This is a genomic window from Sphingomonas echinoides (genome assembly GCF_029623395.1).
GTDB classification, from domain to species: Bacteria; Pseudomonadota; Alphaproteobacteria; order Sphingomonadales; family Sphingomonadaceae; genus Sphingomonas; species Sphingomonas echinoides_A.
In genome coordinates, this window is sequence record NZ_JAPYKK010000005.1 from 43057 (window position 1) to 63209 (window position 20153).

The following is a 20153-nucleotide window of genomic DNA, read 5'->3' on the forward strand; positions in this document are numbered from 1 at the left end:
TCGTGGCGCATGGTACCAGTAGAGCGCAGTCGCTTCGCCACGTCGTCGTGCTTGGCCACCCGTCACCCGACAGCTTCAACCACGCCATTGCCGAACGCTATTGCGAGGCGGTTCGCGCGCGCGGGCAGGAAGTGGTTCTGCGCGACCTGTATGCGCTCGATTTCGACCCGCGCCTTCGCGCGGAACATCGCCCCGGATCGGTCAGCAACCATCTGTCGTCGGATGTCTCCCGCGAACTCGGGCTGTTGCGGGAAGCGGACGTCGTCGTCTTCGTCTATCCCTTGTGGTTCGGCATGCCGCCCGCGATCATCAAGGGCTATGTCGACCGTGTCCTCGGCGCGGCGCTCACCCCGGATGCGATCGTGCACAACGTTCCGGATGCGGTGCTGAATGGTCGAACCTTCGCGACCTTCTCGACCTCCGCCACGACGCGCGCCTGGCTGGAAGAACAGGGCCAGTGGCAATCGCTCCATCAGGCGTTCGACCGCTATCTGTTGTCGATCTTCGCCATGGCCGATGGCGGGCACACGCATTTCGAGGCGGTCGTCGAAAATCTCAACCCGCAATATGCGCGCGAAATGCTCGAGACCGTCGAGCACAACGCGCGCAAGATTTGCAGCACGCTCGCCGCCGCGCGTCACGCCATCGGCGCGCAACGTGCGATCGGAACGTTCGCGATCGCGGAGTGACCGGGCGGCTTCGTTAGAGAAACAGTTTCCGGATCGACAGCCGCACCGTCCGTCCGAGCGGGTTGAGATAGCCGGGCTGATAGGCGACCGGTGTCGTGCCATTCGCGTCGGTCACGCGCTGGCGCGTGTCGAACAGGTTGTCGACCGACACTGCCACGCGCATGCCCCGCATCCAAGGGTGCGCCTTGACGAGATCGAGCCGCTGCCCGAGATCGCCGAAAAACCGCACGCCGACCGTGCCGAGCCCCGAGAACCGCAGGTTTTGCGGATTGCCGATCGTCCCGCCGTTGACGTCGGTCGCGCTTTGCCAATTGGCCGACATGCGCACCCCGAGACCGTTGTTGTTATACCCCGCCTGCCCTTCGAGCTCGTGCCGCGGCTGCCCGCCGCTCGCGCCGATCGCATCGCCGTTGAGCAAGTCGAGCGCGGGGCCGCCTTGCTGAACCAGCACGCGATTGGTGAAGTGCCAGGTGTGATACAGCGCGAACTGCAACCGCCCCCCGGCATTGCCGCGTCCGCCGCCGCCAAAGCCCCGACCACCACCGCCGCCACCTGGACCACCAGGACCACCAGCACCACGACCCGCCCCAGGACCCTCGCCCGCGCCCGCGCCGCCACCGGGGCGACGCATCCCCGCGAACGGGTTCGGCCCGGTCCCGGCCCGGAAGGCCTCGATCTGTTTCTGAAGTTTGGACTTGAGCGGCGCGGAGAAATTGACTCCCCAGCGCAACTCGGACCGGCTCGTCTCGGCAAAGTTTATCGGCCTCGTATCAAGGCGTTGCAGCACACCGCTCGTGTCGCGCAGGAAGCGATCCGGAAACGCCTCCTCGATCGCTGCGGTCGCGGTCGGGAAAGCCACGATCGGATTTTCGACCCGCGCCTGAACGTAATTGGCCGACAGCGTGAGTTGCTTCGTGCTCCACGGCTTCAAGGTCGCACCGACCTTGACCGTATGGCTGTTGCTCGCGCGCAAATTGGGGTTGCCGCCCGACAAGGTCGTGACCACCGCATTCTGCCCAAGCACGTAATCGAACACCGCCACGTTCGGCGTGGTGATCTGCGGGTTGCCGAGTTGCTGCGGGGTCGGAGCGCCGTCCTGATCGGTCACCGACGCGATGATCCGCAGCGGCACCACCGGCGACCAATTGAGGCCATAGCCAATCGTCTTGAGCGTCCCGAAGTCGGAAAGCTCGTCCAGCGCAAAATTGCCGTTGACCGACAGGCTCCCGATTGCGCCGAGCACGTCCTTTGCCCGGCTGGCGATCGGCACGTCGAGGTTAAGCTGCCCGCTCCCGGTCTTGCGCGAAACCGCCCCGGTCGAGGTCAGCCCGGCACGCAACGAACGACTGCTGAAATCGGTGATGTCGCCGCCGACGTGGATACTGGTGGTCACGTCGCCAGCGGGCAGCTTGAACAGGCTGCCGGTGAACAGCGCATCGACTTGCGTATCGTTTGATACCGAATAGCCGAAATTGGACGGCAGCGGACCGATCATGCCGGGGGTCAGCAACCCGAACGGATTGGCGCTCGGGTCATTGGCGGAGAGGCGGGCCTGGAACCCGCTCGCGTCGAGCCCGGTATTGGTGAAGGTCTTGGCCTCGCTATGATCATAACCCCCGGTGACCGACCATTGCCACGACCCGACAGTCCCGTTGAGCACCGTCCCGAAGTGGGCTGCGACGGTCGACGCATGCTGGCTGAGCGGCAGATAGTCCCCGCTGAGCGCGCGATCGACCACCACCGTGTTGGCGAACGGCGAGAACGGATTCCCCGCCGGCAAGGTCAGCGCGACCGTCGGCAGCCCGAGCAACGAATCGCTGGTCGTCGTCCCCAGCGTGCCGTTGATCGTCGCGGACACCTTGCCGATCGACCGGGCGTAGGTGGCGTTGGCGTTGAACGTCTGCGTCTCGGGCAACAGCGTGCGGTACCGCGTCACGTCGGTGCTGTTCGGGCGCCCGGCGGTGCCCGCGAAGTCCGCGAGCGTCGGGGTCGTGCCGGGCACGCCGGCGATCGTCGCGGTGCCAAGCGCCGGATCGATCGCCGCGCCGCCAAGCCCGACGACATTGCCCCCGAGCGCGAACGGCGTCGGGGTGCGGACGATTCCGCGCTCGTCCTCGGTCAGTGCATTCGCGCCCTGATATTCGAGGTGGAGGTTGAGCCGGCCGGTCCGTGCGATCTTGAGCAGGTCGAGCTCGGCTTGCGGCGCATTCCGACCGCCCGCGGTCGCCAGCCGGTCGGCCAGTTCGACCGTCGCCGCGCGGAAGCGCTTGCGCAGGACGAAGTTCACCACTTTCTGGTCGGCGCGATAGCCGTATTTGAGCGCGACTTCCTCAGGCAGGATATCGACGCGCTGGATCGCCTCGGTCGGCAGGTCGCGGATCTCCTGGAACCCCGAAATGCGCTTGCCGTCGATCAGCACCACCGGCGCGCCCCCGCTGCCCCGATCGCTGCGGATCTGCGGGGAAAGCTCGGCGAGCAATTCGGTCACCGACCCGACGCCGTAGGAGCGGATGTCGGCCGGGCTCAATTGCTGTTCGGGCGGAATGTCGCCGACCACGGACCCTGGCGGACGCGCGCCCTGCACGACGATATCGGGGCCGTCCTCGCCCGCATCGGTGCCACCCTCGCCTGCCTCGGTCACGGGCGGGGCGGCCTGCGCGGGCACGGTCGCCTGTTGCGCCAGGGCAAAGCTTGGGGTCGCCGCAAGCGCGAGCGTAAGCAGGACAGTCGATCGCGTCATTGGGGTTCCGGTGTAGTGCAGTGGCGCAGGGTGCATGCCCCCGGTACGGCGCAAGTGTCGCAAGATTGTGCCGGGGATCGCGCCGGGCGAAACAATTGCGCCTTCATCCCGGCGGTAAGCCCGGATGACGAAGGTGGAGAGCTGCCCCTCAGTCCGCCCGCGCGATCCGCACCAGCACCGTACCCTCGCTCACTTGCCCGCCGCTCGCCGCCGACAGCTCGGCGACGGTGCCGTCGAACGGCGCGGTCAGGCTGTGCTCCATCTTCATCGCCTCGAGCGTGACGAGCTTCTGCCCCTTGGTCACCACATCCCCTGCCGCGACATCGACCGCGATGATCCGCCCCGGCATCGGCGACAGGATCGCGCCATCCGCCGCCGCCCCGGACGCGGTGCCGTACGGCCGCCACAACCGATACGACCGCGCCTCGCCGAGCGCGAACAGCGTGATTTCGTCCTCCGCCAGATCGTCGTCCGGGATCACGTTTTCGATCGCATGGACCGTCCCCGCCTGATCGACGATCCGCACGGTCCGGCGTGGCGCGCCATTCAACCGGAACCCGCTACCCGCCGTCCACGGCGCGCTCTCGTCCGCGCTCACCAGCGCGGCAGCGACCGCGTGCAACGCAGCCGGCTCGGTCTCCGGCGGTTGCGTCAGCGCATCCCCCCGCCGCGCGATCAACCCGGTGTCGACCGCGCCCGACCGGAAATCTGGATCGCTGCACAACCGCCCGAGGAAGCCCGCATTGGTCTGGACCGGCCACACCTCGACCTCGGTGGTCGCGTCCCACAGCCGGTCGATCGCCGCGACGCGCGTGGGCGCGTGGACGATCAGCTTGGCGATCATCGGATCGTAGAAGGGCGACACCGCGCCCCCCTGCTCGACCCCGGTCTCGACCCGCGCGTCCTCGGGCAGGACGAGATGATCGAGCGGCCCGGTCGAGGGCAGGAAGCCGGTCGACGGATTTTCGGCATAGAGCCGCGCTTCCATCGCCCAGCCGTTGATGCTCAGCTCATTCTGCTGCCGTGGCAACGGCTCGCCACTGGCGACCAGAAGCTGCCATTCGACCAGATCGACCCCGGTGATTTCCTCGGTGACGGGATGCTCGACCTGCAGCCGGGTGTTCATTTCCATGAACCAGATGCGGTCGGCGCGAAGCCCCTCGCTCGCATCCGCGATGAACTCGATCGTGCCTGCGCCGACATAATCGACCGCCTTCGCCGCCCGCACCGCCGCCGCGCAAATCGCGTCACGCGTTGCGGGCGTCATGCCGGGGGCCGGCGCTTCCTCGATCACCTTCTGGTGGCGGCGCTGGAGCGAACAGTCGCGCTCGAACAAATGGACGACGTTGCCCTGTGTATCGCCGAACACCTGCACCTCGAGATGGCGCGGCGACAGGATATACTTCTCGATCAGCACGCGCGCATCGCCGAACGACGCCGCCGCCTCGCGCTGGCACGACAGCAGCCCGTCGGCGAACTCGGCTGCGCTTTCGATGCGTCGCATCCCCTTGCCGCCGCCGCCCGCGACCGCCTTGATCAGCACCGGGTAGCCGATCGCATCCGCCTCGGCGCGAAGCCGTTCGGGCGACTGGTCCTCGCCAAGATAGCCCGGCGTCACCGGGACACCCGCTTCGATCATCCGTGCCTTGGCGGCATCCTTCAGCCCCATCGCGCGGATGCTGTCGGGATTAGGTCCGACCCAGATCAGCCCCGCGTCGATCACGCTCTGCGCGAAATCGGCATTCTCCGAGAGGAAGCCATAGCCCGGATGAATCGCCTCCGCGCCGGTCTGGCGTGCCGCCGCGATGATCCTGTCGCCGACCAGATAGCTTTCGCGCGCCGGGCTCGGCCCGATGTGGACGGCTTCATCCGCCTCGCGCACGTGCAATGCGCCCGCATCGGCGTCGGAATAGACCGCGATCGTCCGCACCCCCATGTGGCGCGCGGTGCGGATGATGCGGCAGGCGATCTCGCCGCGATTGGCGATGAGCAGCGATTGGATCACGTCAGTTCTCGCAACCCGTCGTCCGCGACGACCAGGTGATGTTCTGCACCAGCCAGCGCCCGTTCTCGCGGACCAGATCGAAATGATCGTAGCCGCAATGGTGCCGCACGCCGTTGATGCTGAAGGTATAAGGCGCCCACACCATGGCGATATCACCGTCGATCTCGATCGCGGGGGTGGCGATCTTTTCCGCGTACTGCTCCGCTCCCGGGGCGAAACGTGCGAGCAGTTCGGCGCGAGTCATGTGCTTTACGGTGCGGGTACCGTCGGCGTTTTCCGTCGCTGCGGTGGCAGTCGCATCGGGGCGCATCGCCTCCCCGATCCGCGCAGCATCGCGCGCGCCGATCCCGGCAAGCAGCGCGGTGACGGGGGCGAGGACCTGCCCCTCCTCGGAAGCGGGGGGCGGCAGGCCGGTGCCCTTGGGCATCGGTTGCACCGGGGTGACTTGCGACGACATTTGCGCAGCGAGAAGGGCGAAGATCATCGACATGGCAGGCACTCCGGCAAATTCCTCCCCGAGCTTGTCTCGGGGAGGGGGACCATGCGAAGCATGGTGGAGGGGTTGGCGCGACGCTTGGGGGAGCGAGCAGCATGATCAGGGGCACAGCCGACGCGTTTCGTCGCTCGCGCGCGTCGCGGCGCGAAATGACCTTGCCCGAGGTCTTGCTGTGGCAGCAGTTGCGCAAACGCGGCACGGGGCACAAATGGCGGCGGCAACATCCCGCAGGCGACTACTCGCTCGATTTCTATTGCTATGCCGCGCGGCTTTGCATCGAGGTTGACGGCGAGGCACACAATCGCAGCGACCGGCCGCAACGCGATGCCAGACGGGACGCCTGGCTCGAAGCACAGAGGATCGTCACGCTGCGAATCCCGGCAATCGACATCCTGCGCGACCTCGATGCAGTCCTGCGGGCCATCGTCGCGCACGCTACGGAGCGCGCACCCCTCCACCCCCCGGCTGCGCCGGGCGGTCCCCCTCCCCGAAACGAGCTCGGGAAGGAATGATTCTCTCCTAAATCCTCCCCGAGCTCTGCTCGGGGAGGGGGACCGTGAGCATTCAGCGACCGGTGGAGGGGTGGATGCCGGGTGCGACGTCTGCGGTCGCGCAGACCCCTCCACCACCAGTCTGAAGAAGACTGGCGGTCCCCCTCCCCCGTTGGGGGAGGATTGAAAAGCGTGCACCCCCATCACATCCGGAACACGCCAAACGCCGGCCGCTCCGGGATGGGCGCGTTCAGCGTCACCGCGAACGCCAACCCCAGCACGTCGCGCGTCTGCGCCGGATCGATGATCCCATCATCCCACAGCCGCGCGGTCGCATACCAGGGATTGCCCTCATCCTCATATTTCTGCCGGATCGGTGCCTTGAACGCCTCCGCCTCATCCGGCGACCAGCCCTCAGCATCCCGGTGCACCGTCGCCAGCACCGAAGCCGCCTGCTCGCCCCCCATCACCGAGATCCGGCTGTTGGGCCAGCTGAACAGGAACCGCGGCGAATAGGCCCGCCCGCACATCCCGTAATTCCCCGCCCCGAAGCTCCCCCCGATCAGCACGGTAATCTTGGGCACCGTAGCCGTCGCAACGGCGGTAACGAGCTTCGCGCCATGCTTGGCGATCCCCTCCGCCTCATACCGCCCGCCAACCATGAACCCCGATATGTTCTGCAGGAACAGCAACGGGATCTTCCGCTGGCACGCGAGCTCGATGAAATGCGCGCCCTTCTGCGCGCTCTCCGAAAACAGCACGCCGTTGTTGGCGAGGATCGCGATCGGAATTCCCCAGATATGCGCAAACCCGCACACCAGCGACGTCCCGTACAACGCTTTGAACTCGTGGAACTCCGACCCGTCGACCAGCCGCGCGATGATCTCGTGCACGTCATACGGCGCACGCACATCTGCAGGCACGATCCCGTACAATTCCTCGGCAGCAAACTTCGGCAACCGCGGTTCGACGTAATTGACCGCACCCTCAGTCTGCGGCGGCAACATCGAAACGATATCGCGCACGATCGTCAGAGCATGATCGTCATCCTCCGCAACATGATCGACCACGCCCGACTTGCGTCCATGCGTATCCGCACCGCCAAGTTCCTCAGCCGAAATCACCTCGCCCGTCGCCGCCTTCACCAGCGGCGGTCCGGCGAGGAAGATCGTCCCCTGCCCGCGCACGATGATAGTCTCGTCCGACATCGCGGGAACATACGCCCCGCCCGCAGTACAGCTTCCCATCACGCAGGCGATCTGCGGAATGCCCTTCGCCGACATGTTCGCCTGGTTGAAGAAGATCCGCCCGAAATGATCGCGATCCGGGAACACCTCCGCCTGATGCGGCAGGTTCGCGCCGCCGCTGTCGACGAGGTAGATGCACGGCAGATGGTTCGCCTCGGCGATCTCCTGCGCGCGCAGATGCTTCTTCACGGTCAGCGGATAATAGGTCCCGCCCTTCACGGTCGCATCGTTGCACAGGATCATGCACTGCCGCCCCGACACGCGCCCGATCCCCGCGATCACGCCCGCGCCCGGCACCTCGTCATCATACAGGCCGTTCGCCGCAAGCTGGCCGATCTCGAGGAACGGCGACCCCGGATCGAGCAGCCGCTCGACCCGCTCACGCGGAAGCAATTTGCCGCGCGCGGTATGGCGCTCTCGGCTCTTGGCGTTGCCCCCCAGCGCGGCGGTCGCGACGTCCGCCGCCAGCCGCTCTACAAGCGCGCGATTGTGCGCGGCATTGGCGTTGAAAGTGCCGCTGTCGATGCTGATCTTAGAGTCTAGGACGGGGGCGCTCAAGGGCGGTTTCCTGCTTGCAGTATCCGTTGCATTTGAAACTGCCTAGCGACCCCGGACGGCGAAGGAAAGCCGATTGGCAGAACCGTGGCGCGGGTCTATCGCCGCCCCACGTGATAGTTACCGAGGATACTTGTCGATGAAACGCCTGACCGTCTTTTCCATCGCGCTGCTCGCGACCTCGGCAATCGGCACCGGGCTCGCAGCGCAGGCGGTCGGCACGCAATCGGGCGTCGACAAGGCGTTGATCGACCAAAGCGTCAAGCCGGGTGACAATTTCGACGACTATGCCAACGGCACCTGGCGCAAGACCGCCGAGATCGAGCCCGCGCGCTCCTCGACCGGTGTCGGCGTCGAAGTCTCGAAGGTCGCCGAGATGCGCAACGCGACGATCATCGAGGATGCCGCCAAGGCGAACGCCGCCCCGGGCAGCAGCCAGCGGCTGATCGCGGATTATTACGCTGCCTATCACGACGCCGCCGCGATCGAAGCGCGCGGGGTCGCGCCGCTCAAGACGCTGATCGCGCCTTATTACGCGCTGCGCGACAAGGCTGCACTGGCGAAGGTGATGGGCGCGCAGATGCGCGCCGACACCGACCCGTTCAACAACAACAATTACGCGAGCACGACCAACCTGTTCGGCCTGTTCGTTTCGCAGGATCTCAACCAGCCCAAGCGCAACGTGCCCTATCTGATGCAGGGCGGCCTCGGCCTCGCGGACCGCGATTATTACCTGTCGCCAAGCCCGCAGATGGCGGAACTCCGCGAGGGCTATAAGGCGTATCTTGCACAGATCTTCGGCCTCGCCGGGCTGAGCGACCCCGCCGCCCGCGCGGCGCGCGTCTTCGCGCTGGAAATGAAGATCGCCGCCGCACAGACCGACATCGAGGCAAGTCAGGACGCCAGCAAGGGCGACAACCCGTGGACCCGCGCCGACTTCGCGCGCAAGGCGCCGGGGATCGACTGGGCGACCTACTGGACCGCCGCGGGTATCCCCGCCGGCCAGCAGGACTTCATCGCGTGGCAGCCCGAAGCGATCACCAAGCTCTCCGCGCTCGTCGCCAGCGAACCGCTCGACGCGTGGCAGGACTGGCTGACCGCGCATCGCATCTCGGCGGTCGCGTCGGTCCTGCCAAAGGCGTTCGATGACGCGCGCTTCGCCTTCTACGGCAAGCAGTTGAACGGCACCCCGGCACAGCAAACCCGCGACAAGCGCAGCATCGCGGCGGTCAACGCAGCGCTCGGCGATGAAGTCGGGCGGCTGTACGCATCGCGCTATTTCTCCGCGCAGTCGAAGGCCGAGATCCAGACGATGGTCAAGAACATCGTCGGCGCGTTCGACCAGCGGATCAGCAAGCTCGACTGGATGGCCCCCGCGACCAAGGCCGAGGCACGCCGCAAACTCTCGGTGCTGTACGTCGGCGTCGGCTACCCCGATCACTGGCGCGCGTTCCCCAAGTTCGCGGTCAATGCGAAGGACCCGATCGGCAATCTCGAACGCGCCGATCTGGCGATATACCGCTATCAGGTCGGCAAGCTCGGCAAGGCCCCCGACCGGACCGAATGGTGGATGACTCCGCAAACCGTCAATGCGGTCAATTTGCCGCTCCAGAACGCACTCAACTTCCCCGCGGCGATTTTGCAGGCGCCGTATTTCGACGCAAAATACGACTCGGCTGCCAATTATGGCGCTATAGGTGCGGTAATCGGGCACGAAATCAGCCACAGTTTCGACAATCTCGGCGCTGATTTCGACTCGACCGGCAAGTATCGCAACTGGTGGACGCCCGCCGACTTGAAGCGGTTCGAACAGGCCGGCTCGGCGCTGATCGCGCAATATGACGCCTACGAAGCGCTTCCGGGCCTCAAGCTCAAGGGCCGCCAGGAACTCGGCGAAAATATCGCGGATACCGCTGGCCTTACAGCCGCTTACGAGGCGTACCGTGCATCCTATGCCGGCAAGGAACCCCCCGTGATCGACGGCATGACCGGCGACCAACGCTTCTTCCTCGCCTTCGCGCAGAGCTGGCGCACCAAGATGCGCGACAAGGCGCTCCGCGCGCGCATCGCCACCGACGTCCACGCCCCAGCGATGTTCCGCGTCCTCACGGTCCGCAACCTCGATGCCTGGTATCCCGCCTACAAGGTCCAGCCCGGCGACAAGCTGTATCTCGCGCCGGCAGACCGGGTCCACGTCTGGTAAAGCCCGCCGCGACGGTTCCCAGGTTCAGGCCGGGGGGCCGTCGCGTCGGCCGCGATCGACGCGCTGACGCAACTGGCTGGAAAATTCCCGCGAACGCGCCTACATGCCGCCATTCCCATGGCAACAATACTCCCCTCCCCGCCGAAAATCGGCATGGTCTCGCTCGGCTGTCCCAAGAATCTGGTCGATAGCGAGCGGATCCTGACCAAGCTGCGCTCCGATGGCTATGCCATGTCGCCCGATTATGCGGGGGCGGACGTCGTGCTGGTCAACACCTGCGGCTTCCTCGATTCCGCCAAGGAAGAATCGCTCGAGGCGATCGGCGAGGCGATCGCGGAAAACGGGCGCGTGATCGTCACCGGCTGCATGGGCAAGGAAGCGGAGATGATCCGCGCGAAATTTCCCGGCATCCTTGCGGTCACCGGCGCGCATCAATATGAGGAAGTCGTTGGCGCGGTCCACACCGCCGCCCCTATGCCGCCGAGCGCATTCCTCAATCTCGTCCCCGAAAGCGGACTCAAGCTCACCCCGCGGCACTACAGCTATCTCAAGATTTCGGAGGGCTGCAACCACCGCTGCGCCTTCTGCATCATCCCCAGTCTGCGCGGCGACCTGGTCAGCCGCCGTCCCGATGCGATCCTGCGCGAAGCCGAGAAGCTGATCGAAGCGGGCACGCGCGAACTGCTCGTCATCAGCCAGGACACCTCGGCATACGGCGTCGACATCCGGCATCAGCCGCGGATGTGGCACGGTAACGAAGTCCGCGCGCACATGACCGATCTGTCGCGCGAACTCGGCAAGCTCGGCGCGTGGGTGCGGCTCCACTATGTCTACCCTTATCCGCACGTCGATCAGGTCATCCCGTTGATGGCCGAGGGGCTGATCCTCCCCTATCTCGACATCCCGTTCCAGCATGCCAGCCGCACCGTGCTCAAGCTGATGAAGCGCCCGGCGAACGAGACCAAGGTGCTCGAGCGGATCAAAAACTGGCGCACCATCGCGCCCGACATCGCGATCCGCTCGACCTTCGTCGTCGGCTTCCCCGGCGAGACCGAGGACGATTTCGCCTATCTGATGGATTGGCTCGAGGAAGCGCAGCTCGACCGCGTCGGCGCGTTCCGGTTCGAGCCGGTCGAGGGCGCTGCGGCCAACGACCTGCCCAACCACGTGCCCGAGGAGATCAAGGAAGAGCGCTACGCCCGCCTGATGGAACTGACCGCACGCATCTCGGCGGACAAGCTCCAGGCCAAGGTCGGCCGCACGCTCGACGTCATCATCGACGCAGTCGATGACGAAGGCGGCGCAACCGGCCGATCGAAGGCCGACGCGCCCGAGATCGACGGCGAGGTGTTCCTGCGCGACGCCGGGCATCTGTCGGTCGGCGATATCGTGGCGGTTTCGATCGAAGATGCCGACGAGCATGATCTTTACGGCGTCCCGACCGTTTGACGCGGGCACCCCTTCCCTTTCGGGATGGGACGGTGACATATCGGCCCGTGTCTCGTTGAGGATCCCGCTCCCGTGAAGCTTGCTCATTCCTGGCTGGCGACCGGCCTTCTGCTGGTCGCTGCCCCCGCCGCAGCGCAGTCGCTGACCCCGGCGGAAACCGCGCAGATCGACCAGACCGTCACCGCGACGCTCGCTAAGTCGGGCGTCCCTTCGGCATCGGTCGCGATCGTGCGCGGCGGGCAAATCGTTTACGCCAAAGCGTATGGCAAGCAGGCTGAGACCGGTACGACGCGCGACGAGGCGCCGTACCAGATCGCGTCGGTTTCGAAGCAGTTCACCGCCGCGGCGATCCTGCTGCTCCAGCGCGAGGGCAAGCTGAGCCTCGACGATCACGTTTCGAAATACGTTTCCGGCATCACCAACGGCGACACGATCACGATCCGCCAGTTGCTCAGCCACACGTCGGGACTGCGCGATTACTGGCCGCAGGATTACAGCTTCAAGGCGATGGCGACCCCGGTCACGCCGCAGCAGATCGTCGATCGCTGGGCGAAGACGCCGCTTGATTTCAAACCGGGCACGCAGTGGCAATACTCCAATACCGGCTATGTCGTCGCAGGCATGATTGTCGAGAAAGTGTCGGGGAAGCCGCTGCTCGACTTCCTCAAGGCCCGGATCTTCAAGCCGCTCGGCGTGACCGTTTACGATCAGGATCTGGCGGTCGGCCCGGGCTTTCCGCAAGGCTATGGCCGCGCAGCGCTCGGACCGGTCCGCCCGGTCCAGCCACCCGCGCGTGGGTGGCTCTATGCCGCTGGCGAACTCGCGATGAGCGCGCGCGCGCTCGCGACATGGGATGTGGCACGGCTCGACCACACCGTGCTCGCTCCCGAGGACTGGGCGACACAGGAGACCCCGGTCAAGCTCGCCGATGGAAGCACTAGCGGCTACGGCCTCGGTGTCTCTGTGGGCACTCCGGACGGACGCCGCACCATCGAACATAGCGGCGAGGCGGTCGGCTTCCTGTCGGAGAACATCGTCTATCCCGACCAGAAAGCCGCGATCGTCGTGCTGACCAACACCTGGTCGAGCAATGCGTATCAGACAATCGCGCAGAAGCTCGCCGGCATCGTGTTGAGCCCGGCCGCGACCGATCCCGCCGACGCTGCCGCGCTGGCGCGGGTGCGCCGTGTGTTCGATCAGCTACGCGACGGGTCGCTCGATCGCACGATGCTGACCGAGAACGCGAACTTCTACTTCACCCCGACCACCTTGGGCGATTACCGCGCGAGCCTCGCCCCGCTCGGCGCGCCCGTCGCGATCGTCCAGAACGGCAAGCCCCGCTTGCGCGGGGGCTTTGTCAATCGGTCGTACCGGGTGCGCTATGCCGACGCGACCCTGTCGATCAGCACCTATGCCGAGCCCGGCACCAACGGAAAGCTGGAGCAATTCATCGTGGCCCCAACGCAATGACCGATTTCGCCCCCCTGCTCCAACCCGATCGCGGCCAACCCGCGCGCACGATTCACGTCGTCCATCCCGATGCGTGGGAAACGTGGCTGACCGCACAACCGCAGCGCGTGCGCAGCACCGTGGCGGCGCATCGCGTGACCGGGAAGCCCGGCAATCGCGCGGTATTGCCGGGTGATGGCGCGGACGACTGGTCGATGCTGCTGGTCTGCAACGAAAGCCTCGATTCGCCGTGGCGAATCGCGTCGCTCGGCGCGCAGCTTCCCGCCGGCACCTACCGCCTTGCCAATGGCGAACCCGGCGCCGCGATGCTCGGCTGGGTGCTCGCACAGCATGGCTTCCACCGCTACCGCAAGGATGACGCGGCGGACGGCCCGCGCGTCCTGCTGACGGGCGAGCCCGCGCGGATCGCGGAAACCCTCCAGATCGCACAGGCGGTCGCCAAGGTCCGCGATCTCGTCAACACCCCCGCCGCCGACATGGGCCCGGCAGAACTGGAGGCGGAAGCCGCCGCGCTCGCGCAGGCGCACGGCGGCACGCTGAGCGTCACGCGGGGCGACGCGCTGGTGAAGGGTTATCCGATGATCCACGCGGTCGGCCAGGCTGCGGCAAAGGGGCGCGAACCCCGGCTGATCGAAGTCGAATGGGGCAACCCCGCGCATCCGCGGATCGCCGTGATCGGCAAGGGTGTGTGCTTCGATTCGGGCGGGCTCGATATCAAGCCGTCGTCGGGGATGCGCCTGATGAAGAAGGACATGGGCGGTGCGGCACATGCGCTGTCGCTGGCGTTGCTGATCATGGGCGCGCGTTTGCCCGTTCGGCTGCATCTGCTGATCCCGGCGGTCGAGAACAGCATTTCGGGCAACGCCTTCCGCCCGGGCGACGTGCTCGCGACCCGCAAGGGCGTGACCGTCGAGAACACCAACACCGACGCGGAGGGGCGCCTCGTCCTCGCCGACGCGATCACGCGCGCGGGAGAGGACGCCCCCACGCTGATCCTCGATTTCGCGACGCTGACCGGTGCGGCGCGCGTGGCGCTCGGCCCGGATCTGCCCGCGACCTTCGCCAATGACGACGCCTTGGCCGAGGCGCTGCTCGCGGCCGGGACCGCGACCGGCGATCCGCTGTGGCGGTTGCCGTTGTGGGACGGATATGACGATATGCTCGCCTCCGACATCGCGGACATGGTCAACGCGCCCGATGGCGGCTTTGCCGGGTCGGTGACCGCGGCGCTGTTCCTACGCCGGTTCATTCCCGCAAACACGCCTTGGGCGCATTTCGACACCTTCGCGTGGCGGCCGTCCGCCAAGCCGGGTCGCCCCAAGGGCGGCGAAGCGCTCGGGCTGCGTGCGGCTTGGGCAATGCTCAAGGCGCGGTATCCGGCGGCGTGATCTATATCCTGCTCAACCTCGCGCCGATCCTCGTCGCGACGGGGATCGGGATGCTGTTGGGCGCAGCGTATCGCGCGACCTTCGACCGGGGCGCGCCTCGGTTGCGGATGTCGACGCTGGTGCTCGGCACACTCGGGCTGTTCTGGTTCGCGTCGATCCTCGCGGGCGCTCTGATCCTCGCACCGCCCAAGGCAGCGCCGTGGATCATGGCGGTCGGCAGCGCAGTGGTGATCTGGATCGGGTTCGTCCTGCCGGTCGTCGCGATCACGCAAAGCTATCGTGGTGCGCGCGCCGGGCAGATCGTCCGCGACAGCCTGTTCTGGCTGGGGACGATGGTGGCGCAGGCGGTCGCAATGAAACTGATCGGGCTCGCCCCGCCTCCAGCCTGACCACCGACGATCAGGGCTGGGCGATCTCGATCGTCGTATACGGCGCAACGACCTGCCACCCCAGCGTTTCGTACAATGCACGCCCGGCATTGGTGGCCGCGAGGACGCGGTGCGTCCCTGCCGGTTGATGCTGCCCCAGCGTCGCCATGATCACCCGTCCTAGACCCCGGCGGTAATGATCCGGCTGGGTCACGATCCGGTCGTAACAAAAGACGCCGCCCGCCGACGCTGCATAGCCGCTCGCCGCCGGACTTCCTGCGGCGTCCAGCACGACGGCGTACAGGACCTCGTCTTGCGTCGTTAGGTCAAGCCTGTAGCCGTTCGGTAGCCGCGCCGCAGGATCGGTGGCTTGCGGCACCTGCAGCATCATCCACGCGACCGATTGCAGCGTCCAGCGTGGCGGAACGATCGCCAGCACGTCCGTTGGGGGCGCACACGCCTTCAGGAACATGCGCGGCGTATCGATCGCGTCGGCCAGGGCACGGAACCCGTCGTCAGCGTCGAGGAACACGTACCGACAGCGCTCCGCCGCACTCGCGGTATCGACGCGTCACCCACCACCATCCTCGACCGGCGCTGGAACCCCGCGCGCGATTGACCGTGCCGAAAGCCAGCCCGCGAGCAGCTCCGGAGTCAACGCAGCGGTCATCCCTGCGCCAGCCGGGTCATGCCGCCTCGATGATCGGTACGAACTTCGCGGCGGCCAAACTCGCGCCGCCGACCAGCGCGCCGTCGACGTCTTCGGTCTCTAGGATGGCGGCAGCATTCGCGCCCGTCACCGATCCGCCATAGATGATCCGGATCCCGTCCGCCGCATCCCCGACCAGCGTCCGCAGCTTGGCACGCGCGATCGAATGCACCTCTGCGATTTCGTCGAGCGTCGGCGTGCGACCGGTGCCGATCGCCCAGCGTGGTTCGTAGGCGATCGTCAGCCAATCGCCGTTGGCGAGGTCTGGCACCGATTTTTCGATCTGCGCCTGGACGACGCGCGCAGCGCGCCCGGCGTCACGTTCGGCATCGGTTTCGCCGACGCAGAGGATGACGGAAAGTCCATGGCGATGCGCCGCGCTCGCTTTCGCCCACGCGTCCTGGCTCGTCTCGCCCTGATCCGCGCGGCGCTCGCTATGCCCGACGATCGTGAACCGCGCGCCGGCCTCGACCAGCATCCCGGCGGACAGGCATCCCGTGTGGGCGCCGCTTTCCGCGGAATGGACGTCCTGTCCGCCGAACGCAAAGCCCGGCGCGAACGCCACGGCGGGCGCGATCAGCGTCGCCGGCATCGCGATCGCCACATCGACCGCGCTCGCGGCGCTCGCCGCCTCTGCAATCGCCGTCAGTTCGGAAAGCGCGGCATGGCTGCCGTTCATCTTCCAGTTGCCCGCCACCAGCTTGCGTCGCATCATTCTGCGTCTCTCCGTTTGCTCTTGCGGACAGCGATAGCGCCACAGGCGTGCTGCACAAGCTTGATGCAACACCGCCCTGCCCGTAAAGCAACCGCTCTTCGCTCCTTTTACACGACAGATCGGCCGACCCCGACCATGCTCAGTTTCTTCCGTCGAATGATCCGCCACCCGCTCGGCGGGGCCGTTGCGCTCGGCTTCGTCGCCTTGCTCGGCCTGGCCTTCGTCCTGTCGGACCACAGCGGCACGGCGACCGGTACGACGGTCAATGCGGCCGATGTCGCGGTCAAGGTCGGCAACAAGACGATCACGATCAGCGAACTGCGCGCCGCCGTCGCCCGCGACGTCGACACCTATCGCCAGCAGCAGCCGACGCTCGACACGCAGCAGTTCGTTGCGGGCGGTGGCTATGAAGCGACGCTGGAGCGGCTGATCGACTCGACCGCCTTCCGGCAGTTCGCGCAGAAGCAGGGCATGGTCGTCAGCAAGCGCGCCGTGGACGGCCTGATCGCGAGCCAGCCCGGGCTCGCCGGGCTGGACGGCAAGTTCAGCCAGGAAAAGTACGAGCAGGTGCTGCGCCAGATCGGGATGACCGATGCGGAAGTCCGGCTCCAGACCACTGATCAGGTGCTGACCCGGCAGTTGCTGCTGTCGCCGATCCAGGCGAAGCAGGTGCCGGTTGGTCTCGCCGTGCCCTACGCCAACCTTCTGCTGGAAAAGCGCAGCGGCCAAATCGGCTTCATCCCCGCTGCGGCCATGCCCGCCGGGCCGGCGCCGACCGACGCCGAGCTGACGACCTATTATGCGCGCAACAGCGGCAAATATCGCCTGCCCGAGCGCCGCATCGTCCGCTACGCGACACTGACCCCCGCATCGCTCGCCGCGCAGGCCGCGCCGAGCGACGCCGAAATCGCCGCCGCCTATAAGGCACAGGCCCAGAAGTACGCGGCTGCCGAACTCCGCACGATCGTTCAGGTCGTCGTCGGCGACAAGGCGTCCGCGACGGCGCTTGCCGCCAAGGTGCGCGGTGGCGCGCCGATCGAACAGGTCGCCCGTGCCGCTGGTCTCGAGCCCGCCACGGTCAAGGATACGCAGAAGGCCGCCTTCGCCGGCCAGTCCTCGCCCGAGATCGCCAATGCGGTGTTCGCCGCCAAGACCGGCGACGTCGTCGGGCCGTTGCGCGCACCGCTCGGCTTCGTCGTCGCGAAGGTCGCGTCGGTCCGCACGCAAGCCGCCAGGTCGCTTGCCGAGGCGACCCCCGAGCTCAAGGCGTCGCTTGCCCCGCAAAAGACGACCGCGCTGCTGACCGAAAAGCGCGCCGCGTTCGACGATGCCCTCGGCAAGACGAGCTTCGACGGACTGGTCACCAAGAACCAGCTCACCGCGCAGACCACGCCAGCGCTGACCGCGAGCGGCCAGAACATCGATACGCCGACCGCCAAACCCGATCCCGCGCTGACCCCGATCCTCGCCGCCGCGTTCGCCGCATCGGCCGGAGACCAGCCGCAGACGGTCCCGCTCGGCCAGGACGGCAGCTTCGCGCTGGTGACGCTGGACAAGGTGATCGCCGCCGCGCCGCGTCCGCTCGCGCAGATCCGCGAGACGGTCGTTCGGGACTACCAGCTCGATCGGGCACAGCGTGCCGCGCGCGAGGTTGCCGCGAAGGTTGTCGCCACCGCCAACAAGGGAACGCCGTTGCCCCAGGCGCTCGTCGCGACGGGCCTCAAGCTCCCGCCGCTACAGCCCGTCACGGGGCCCCGCGCCGCGCTGATCGGCAACCCGCAGCGCGTGCCCCCGCCGCTCGCGCTGATGTTCGCCATGCCCGCGAAGACGACGAAGCTGCTGGAAGCGCCTGACAAGTCCGGCTGGGTAATCGTTCACCTCGACACGATCACCCCCGGCAATGCGCAAGGCAACGCCAAGGTGATCGCCGGGACGCAAAGCGACATCGGCAACGTCGTCGGGCGCGAATATGTTTCGCAGTTCGGCAAGGCCGTGCAGAATGCGATCGGCACGTCGCGCAACGCGAAAGCCATCGCATCCTTGAAGGCCGAACTCCTGGGCGTCGCCAGTGCCGACCAGCCCTGATCGTCCGGACGCGGCGGCGGCACGGCTCGCGCTCGCGAGCGGACGTCCCGCGCTGCTGTGGCAGCGCCAGATCGCCGATACCGAAACCCCCGTCGCCGCCGCGCTCAAGCTGATCGAGCCGGGGCGCGGAGACTTCTTGCTCGAGTCGGTCGAGGGCGGCGAGACGCGCGGTCGCCACAGCCTGATCGGTCTAGCGCCGGATCTGCTGTTCCGCGCGCACGGCGCGGCTGCCGAGATCAACCCCGCGTGGCTGACCGATCGCGAGGCCTTCGCGCCGTGCAGCGAACCGACGCTCGACGCACTGCGCACGCTGGTCGCATCGTGCCGGATGGACGTTCCCGCCGAACTCCCCCGCGCGCTTGCGTGCCTGGTCGGTTATTTCGGCTATGAGACGATCGGCCTGGTCGAACGCCTGCCGCGCCCGACCAACGACGCGCTCGGCCTGCCCGACATGATCTTCGTGCGCCCGACCGTGATCCTGATCTTTGATCGGCTCGCCGATGCGTTGTTCGTGGTGGCGCCGGTCTGGCCCGATGCGACTCGTGATCCAGACGCGATCGTTGCCCAGGGACTCGAGCGGATCGATGCCGTCGCCGCCCGTCTGGCGACCGCGACGCTCCCCGCCCCGGTGCGGACCGAAACCGCCGCCGAGATCGCGCTGACCTCGACGCTCGCGCCCGGTCGCTATGCGGAGATGGTGGCGCGCGCGAAGGACTATATCGTCGCGGGCGACATCTTCCAGGTCGTGCTGGCGCAGCGGTTCACCGCGCCGTTCCCGCTTCCCGCGTTCGAACTGTATCGCGCGCTGCGGCGGATCAATCCGTCGCCGTTCCTGTACCACCTCGATCTGCCGGGGTTCGCGCTGACGGGCTCATCGCCTGAAATTCTGGTGCGCGTGCGCGACGGCGAAGTGACGATCCGCCCGATCGCCGGAACGCGACCGCGCGGCAAGACTGCGGCGGAAGACGAAGCCAATCGCGCGGGATTGCTCGCCGATCCCAAGGAGCGCGCCGAACATCTGATGCTGCTCGATCTCGGACGCAACGACGTGGGGCGCGTGGCGGAAGCTGGCAGTGTCACGGTGACCGCGAGCTACACGACCGAATTCTACAGTCACGTCATGCACATCGTGTCGAACGTCGTCGGTCGGCTCGCGCCGGACAAGGACGCGCTGGACGCGCTGTTTGCCGGATTCCCCGCGGGCACAGTCTCCGGTGCGCCCAAGGTGCGCGCGTGTGAAATCATCGCGGAACTCGAGGATGCGGTCCGCGGTGCCTATGCGGGCGGCGTCGGCTATTTTTCGCCCGACGGGTCGATGGACTCATGCATCGTTCTGCGTACGGCGGTGGTGAAGGACGGGGTCATGCACGTTCAGGCCGGCGCGGGCATCGTTGCCGATAGCGTGGCGATCTCCGAACAACGCGAATGCGAGGCCAAGGCCGGCGCGTTGCTCGCCGCCGCGCGCGAGGCGCTCGCGCGTTCAGCGGCTACGGCATACGGCCAGTAACGCCAGTTCTCAAAGGCCGTCCTTCCCCGATGTTCA

The 20153-nt window shown here is 66.9% G+C and carries 15 protein-coding genes; 9 read left to right on the plus strand and 6 right to left on the minus strand.

The features are described from left to right. Window positions 1-2: 2 nt before the first annotated feature. Window positions 3-689, plus strand: a complete 687-nt coding sequence (locus QBJ92_RS04630) for an NAD(P)H-dependent oxidoreductase (RefSeq protein ID WP_277968519.1) — start codon at window positions 3-5, stop codon at window positions 687-689. Between the two features lie 13 nt (window positions 690-702). Here QBJ92_RS04630 and QBJ92_RS04635 read toward each other — a convergent pair whose 3' ends face one another. The 3 genes from QBJ92_RS04635 to QBJ92_RS04645 form a co-directional block, all read right to left on the minus strand. Next, window positions 703-3429 carry a TonB-dependent receptor gene (locus QBJ92_RS04635; RefSeq protein ID WP_277968520.1) on the minus strand — a complete coding sequence of 909 codons (2727 nt, stop codon included), beginning with the start codon at window positions 3427-3429 and terminating at the stop codon, window positions 703-705. Between the two features lie 148 nt (window positions 3430-3577). Beyond that, window positions 3578-5434 (minus strand): acetyl/propionyl/methylcrotonyl-CoA carboxylase subunit alpha, encoded by a 1857-nt coding sequence (locus QBJ92_RS04640; protein ID WP_277968521.1) that lies wholly within the window; start codon window positions 5432-5434, stop codon window positions 3578-3580. 1 nt (window position 5435) lies between these two features. Next, window positions 5436-5924: a nuclear transport factor 2 family protein gene (locus QBJ92_RS04645; protein WP_277968522.1), complete on the minus strand. Its 489-nt coding sequence runs from the start codon at window positions 5922-5924 to the stop codon at window positions 5436-5438. 101 nt (window positions 5925-6025) lie between these two features. Here QBJ92_RS04645 and QBJ92_RS04650 point away from each other — a divergent pair, with 101 nt between their 5' ends. After that, entirely contained in the window at window positions 6026-6442 is a 417-nt protein-coding gene (locus QBJ92_RS04650; RefSeq protein WP_277968523.1) for an endonuclease domain-containing protein, read from the plus strand. Between the two features lie 182 nt (window positions 6443-6624). On the opposite strand, the gene QBJ92_RS04655 is transcribed toward QBJ92_RS04650, so the two are convergent. Continuing rightward, on the minus strand, window positions 6625-8226 hold the full coding sequence (locus tag QBJ92_RS04655; protein ID WP_277968524.1) for a carboxyl transferase domain-containing protein: 1602 nt from the start codon (window positions 8224-8226) through the stop codon (window positions 6625-6627). A 136-nt stretch (window positions 8227-8362) separates the two neighbouring features. Here QBJ92_RS04655 and QBJ92_RS04660 point away from each other — a divergent pair, with 136 nt between their 5' ends. The 5 genes from QBJ92_RS04660 (at window position 8363) to QBJ92_RS04680 (ending at window position 15122) form a co-directional block, all read left to right on the plus strand. Next, on the plus strand, window positions 8363-10426 hold the full coding sequence (locus tag QBJ92_RS04660; RefSeq protein ID WP_277968525.1) for a M13 family metallopeptidase: 2064 nt from the start codon (window positions 8363-8365) through the stop codon (window positions 10424-10426). A 117-nt stretch (window positions 10427-10543) separates the two neighbouring features. Next, complete coding sequence (rimO, locus tag QBJ92_RS04665; protein WP_277968526.1) at window positions 10544-11875, plus strand: 30S ribosomal protein S12 methylthiotransferase RimO; 1332 nt, start codon at window positions 10544-10546, stop codon at window positions 11873-11875. 72 nt (window positions 11876-11947) lie between these two features. Then, complete coding sequence (locus QBJ92_RS04670) at window positions 11948-13345, plus strand: serine hydrolase domain-containing protein (protein ID WP_277968527.1); 1398 nt, start codon at window positions 11948-11950, stop codon at window positions 13343-13345. Continuing rightward, a complete protein-coding gene (locus tag QBJ92_RS04675) occupies window positions 13342-14733 on the plus strand; it encodes a leucyl aminopeptidase family protein (RefSeq protein WP_277968528.1) in 1392 nt (463 codons plus the stop codon). The genes QBJ92_RS04670 and QBJ92_RS04675 overlap by 4 nt, the downstream gene beginning before the upstream one ends. After that, window positions 14730-15122: a hypothetical protein gene (locus QBJ92_RS04680; protein WP_277968529.1), complete on the plus strand. Its 393-nt coding sequence runs from the start codon at window positions 14730-14732 to the stop codon at window positions 15120-15122. The genes QBJ92_RS04675 and QBJ92_RS04680 overlap by 4 nt, the downstream gene beginning before the upstream one ends. 10 nt (window positions 15123-15132) lie before the next feature. On the opposite strand, the gene QBJ92_RS04685 is transcribed toward QBJ92_RS04680, so the two are convergent. Further along, a complete protein-coding gene (locus QBJ92_RS04685; RefSeq protein WP_277968530.1) occupies window positions 15133-15633 on the minus strand; it encodes a GNAT family N-acetyltransferase in 501 nt (166 codons plus the stop codon). A 154-nt stretch (window positions 15634-15787) separates the two neighbouring features. Then, the gene (tpiA, locus tag QBJ92_RS04690) at window positions 15788-16525 is read right to left on the minus strand and encodes a triose-phosphate isomerase (protein ID WP_277968531.1); all 738 of its coding nucleotides are present in this window, start codon (window positions 16523-16525) and stop codon (window positions 15788-15790) included. A 135-nt stretch (window positions 16526-16660) separates the two neighbouring features. Here tpiA and QBJ92_RS04695 point away from each other — a divergent pair, with 135 nt between their 5' ends. After that, the gene (locus tag QBJ92_RS04695) at window positions 16661-18610 is read left to right on the plus strand and encodes a peptidylprolyl isomerase (protein ID WP_277968532.1); all 1950 of its coding nucleotides are present in this window, start codon (window positions 16661-16663) and stop codon (window positions 18608-18610) included. After that, complete coding sequence (locus QBJ92_RS04700; protein ID WP_277968533.1) at window positions 18594-20117, plus strand: anthranilate synthase component I family protein; 1524 nt, start codon at window positions 18594-18596, stop codon at window positions 20115-20117. The genes QBJ92_RS04695 and QBJ92_RS04700 overlap by 17 nt, the downstream gene beginning before the upstream one ends. Window positions 20118-20153 lie beyond the last annotated feature (36 nt).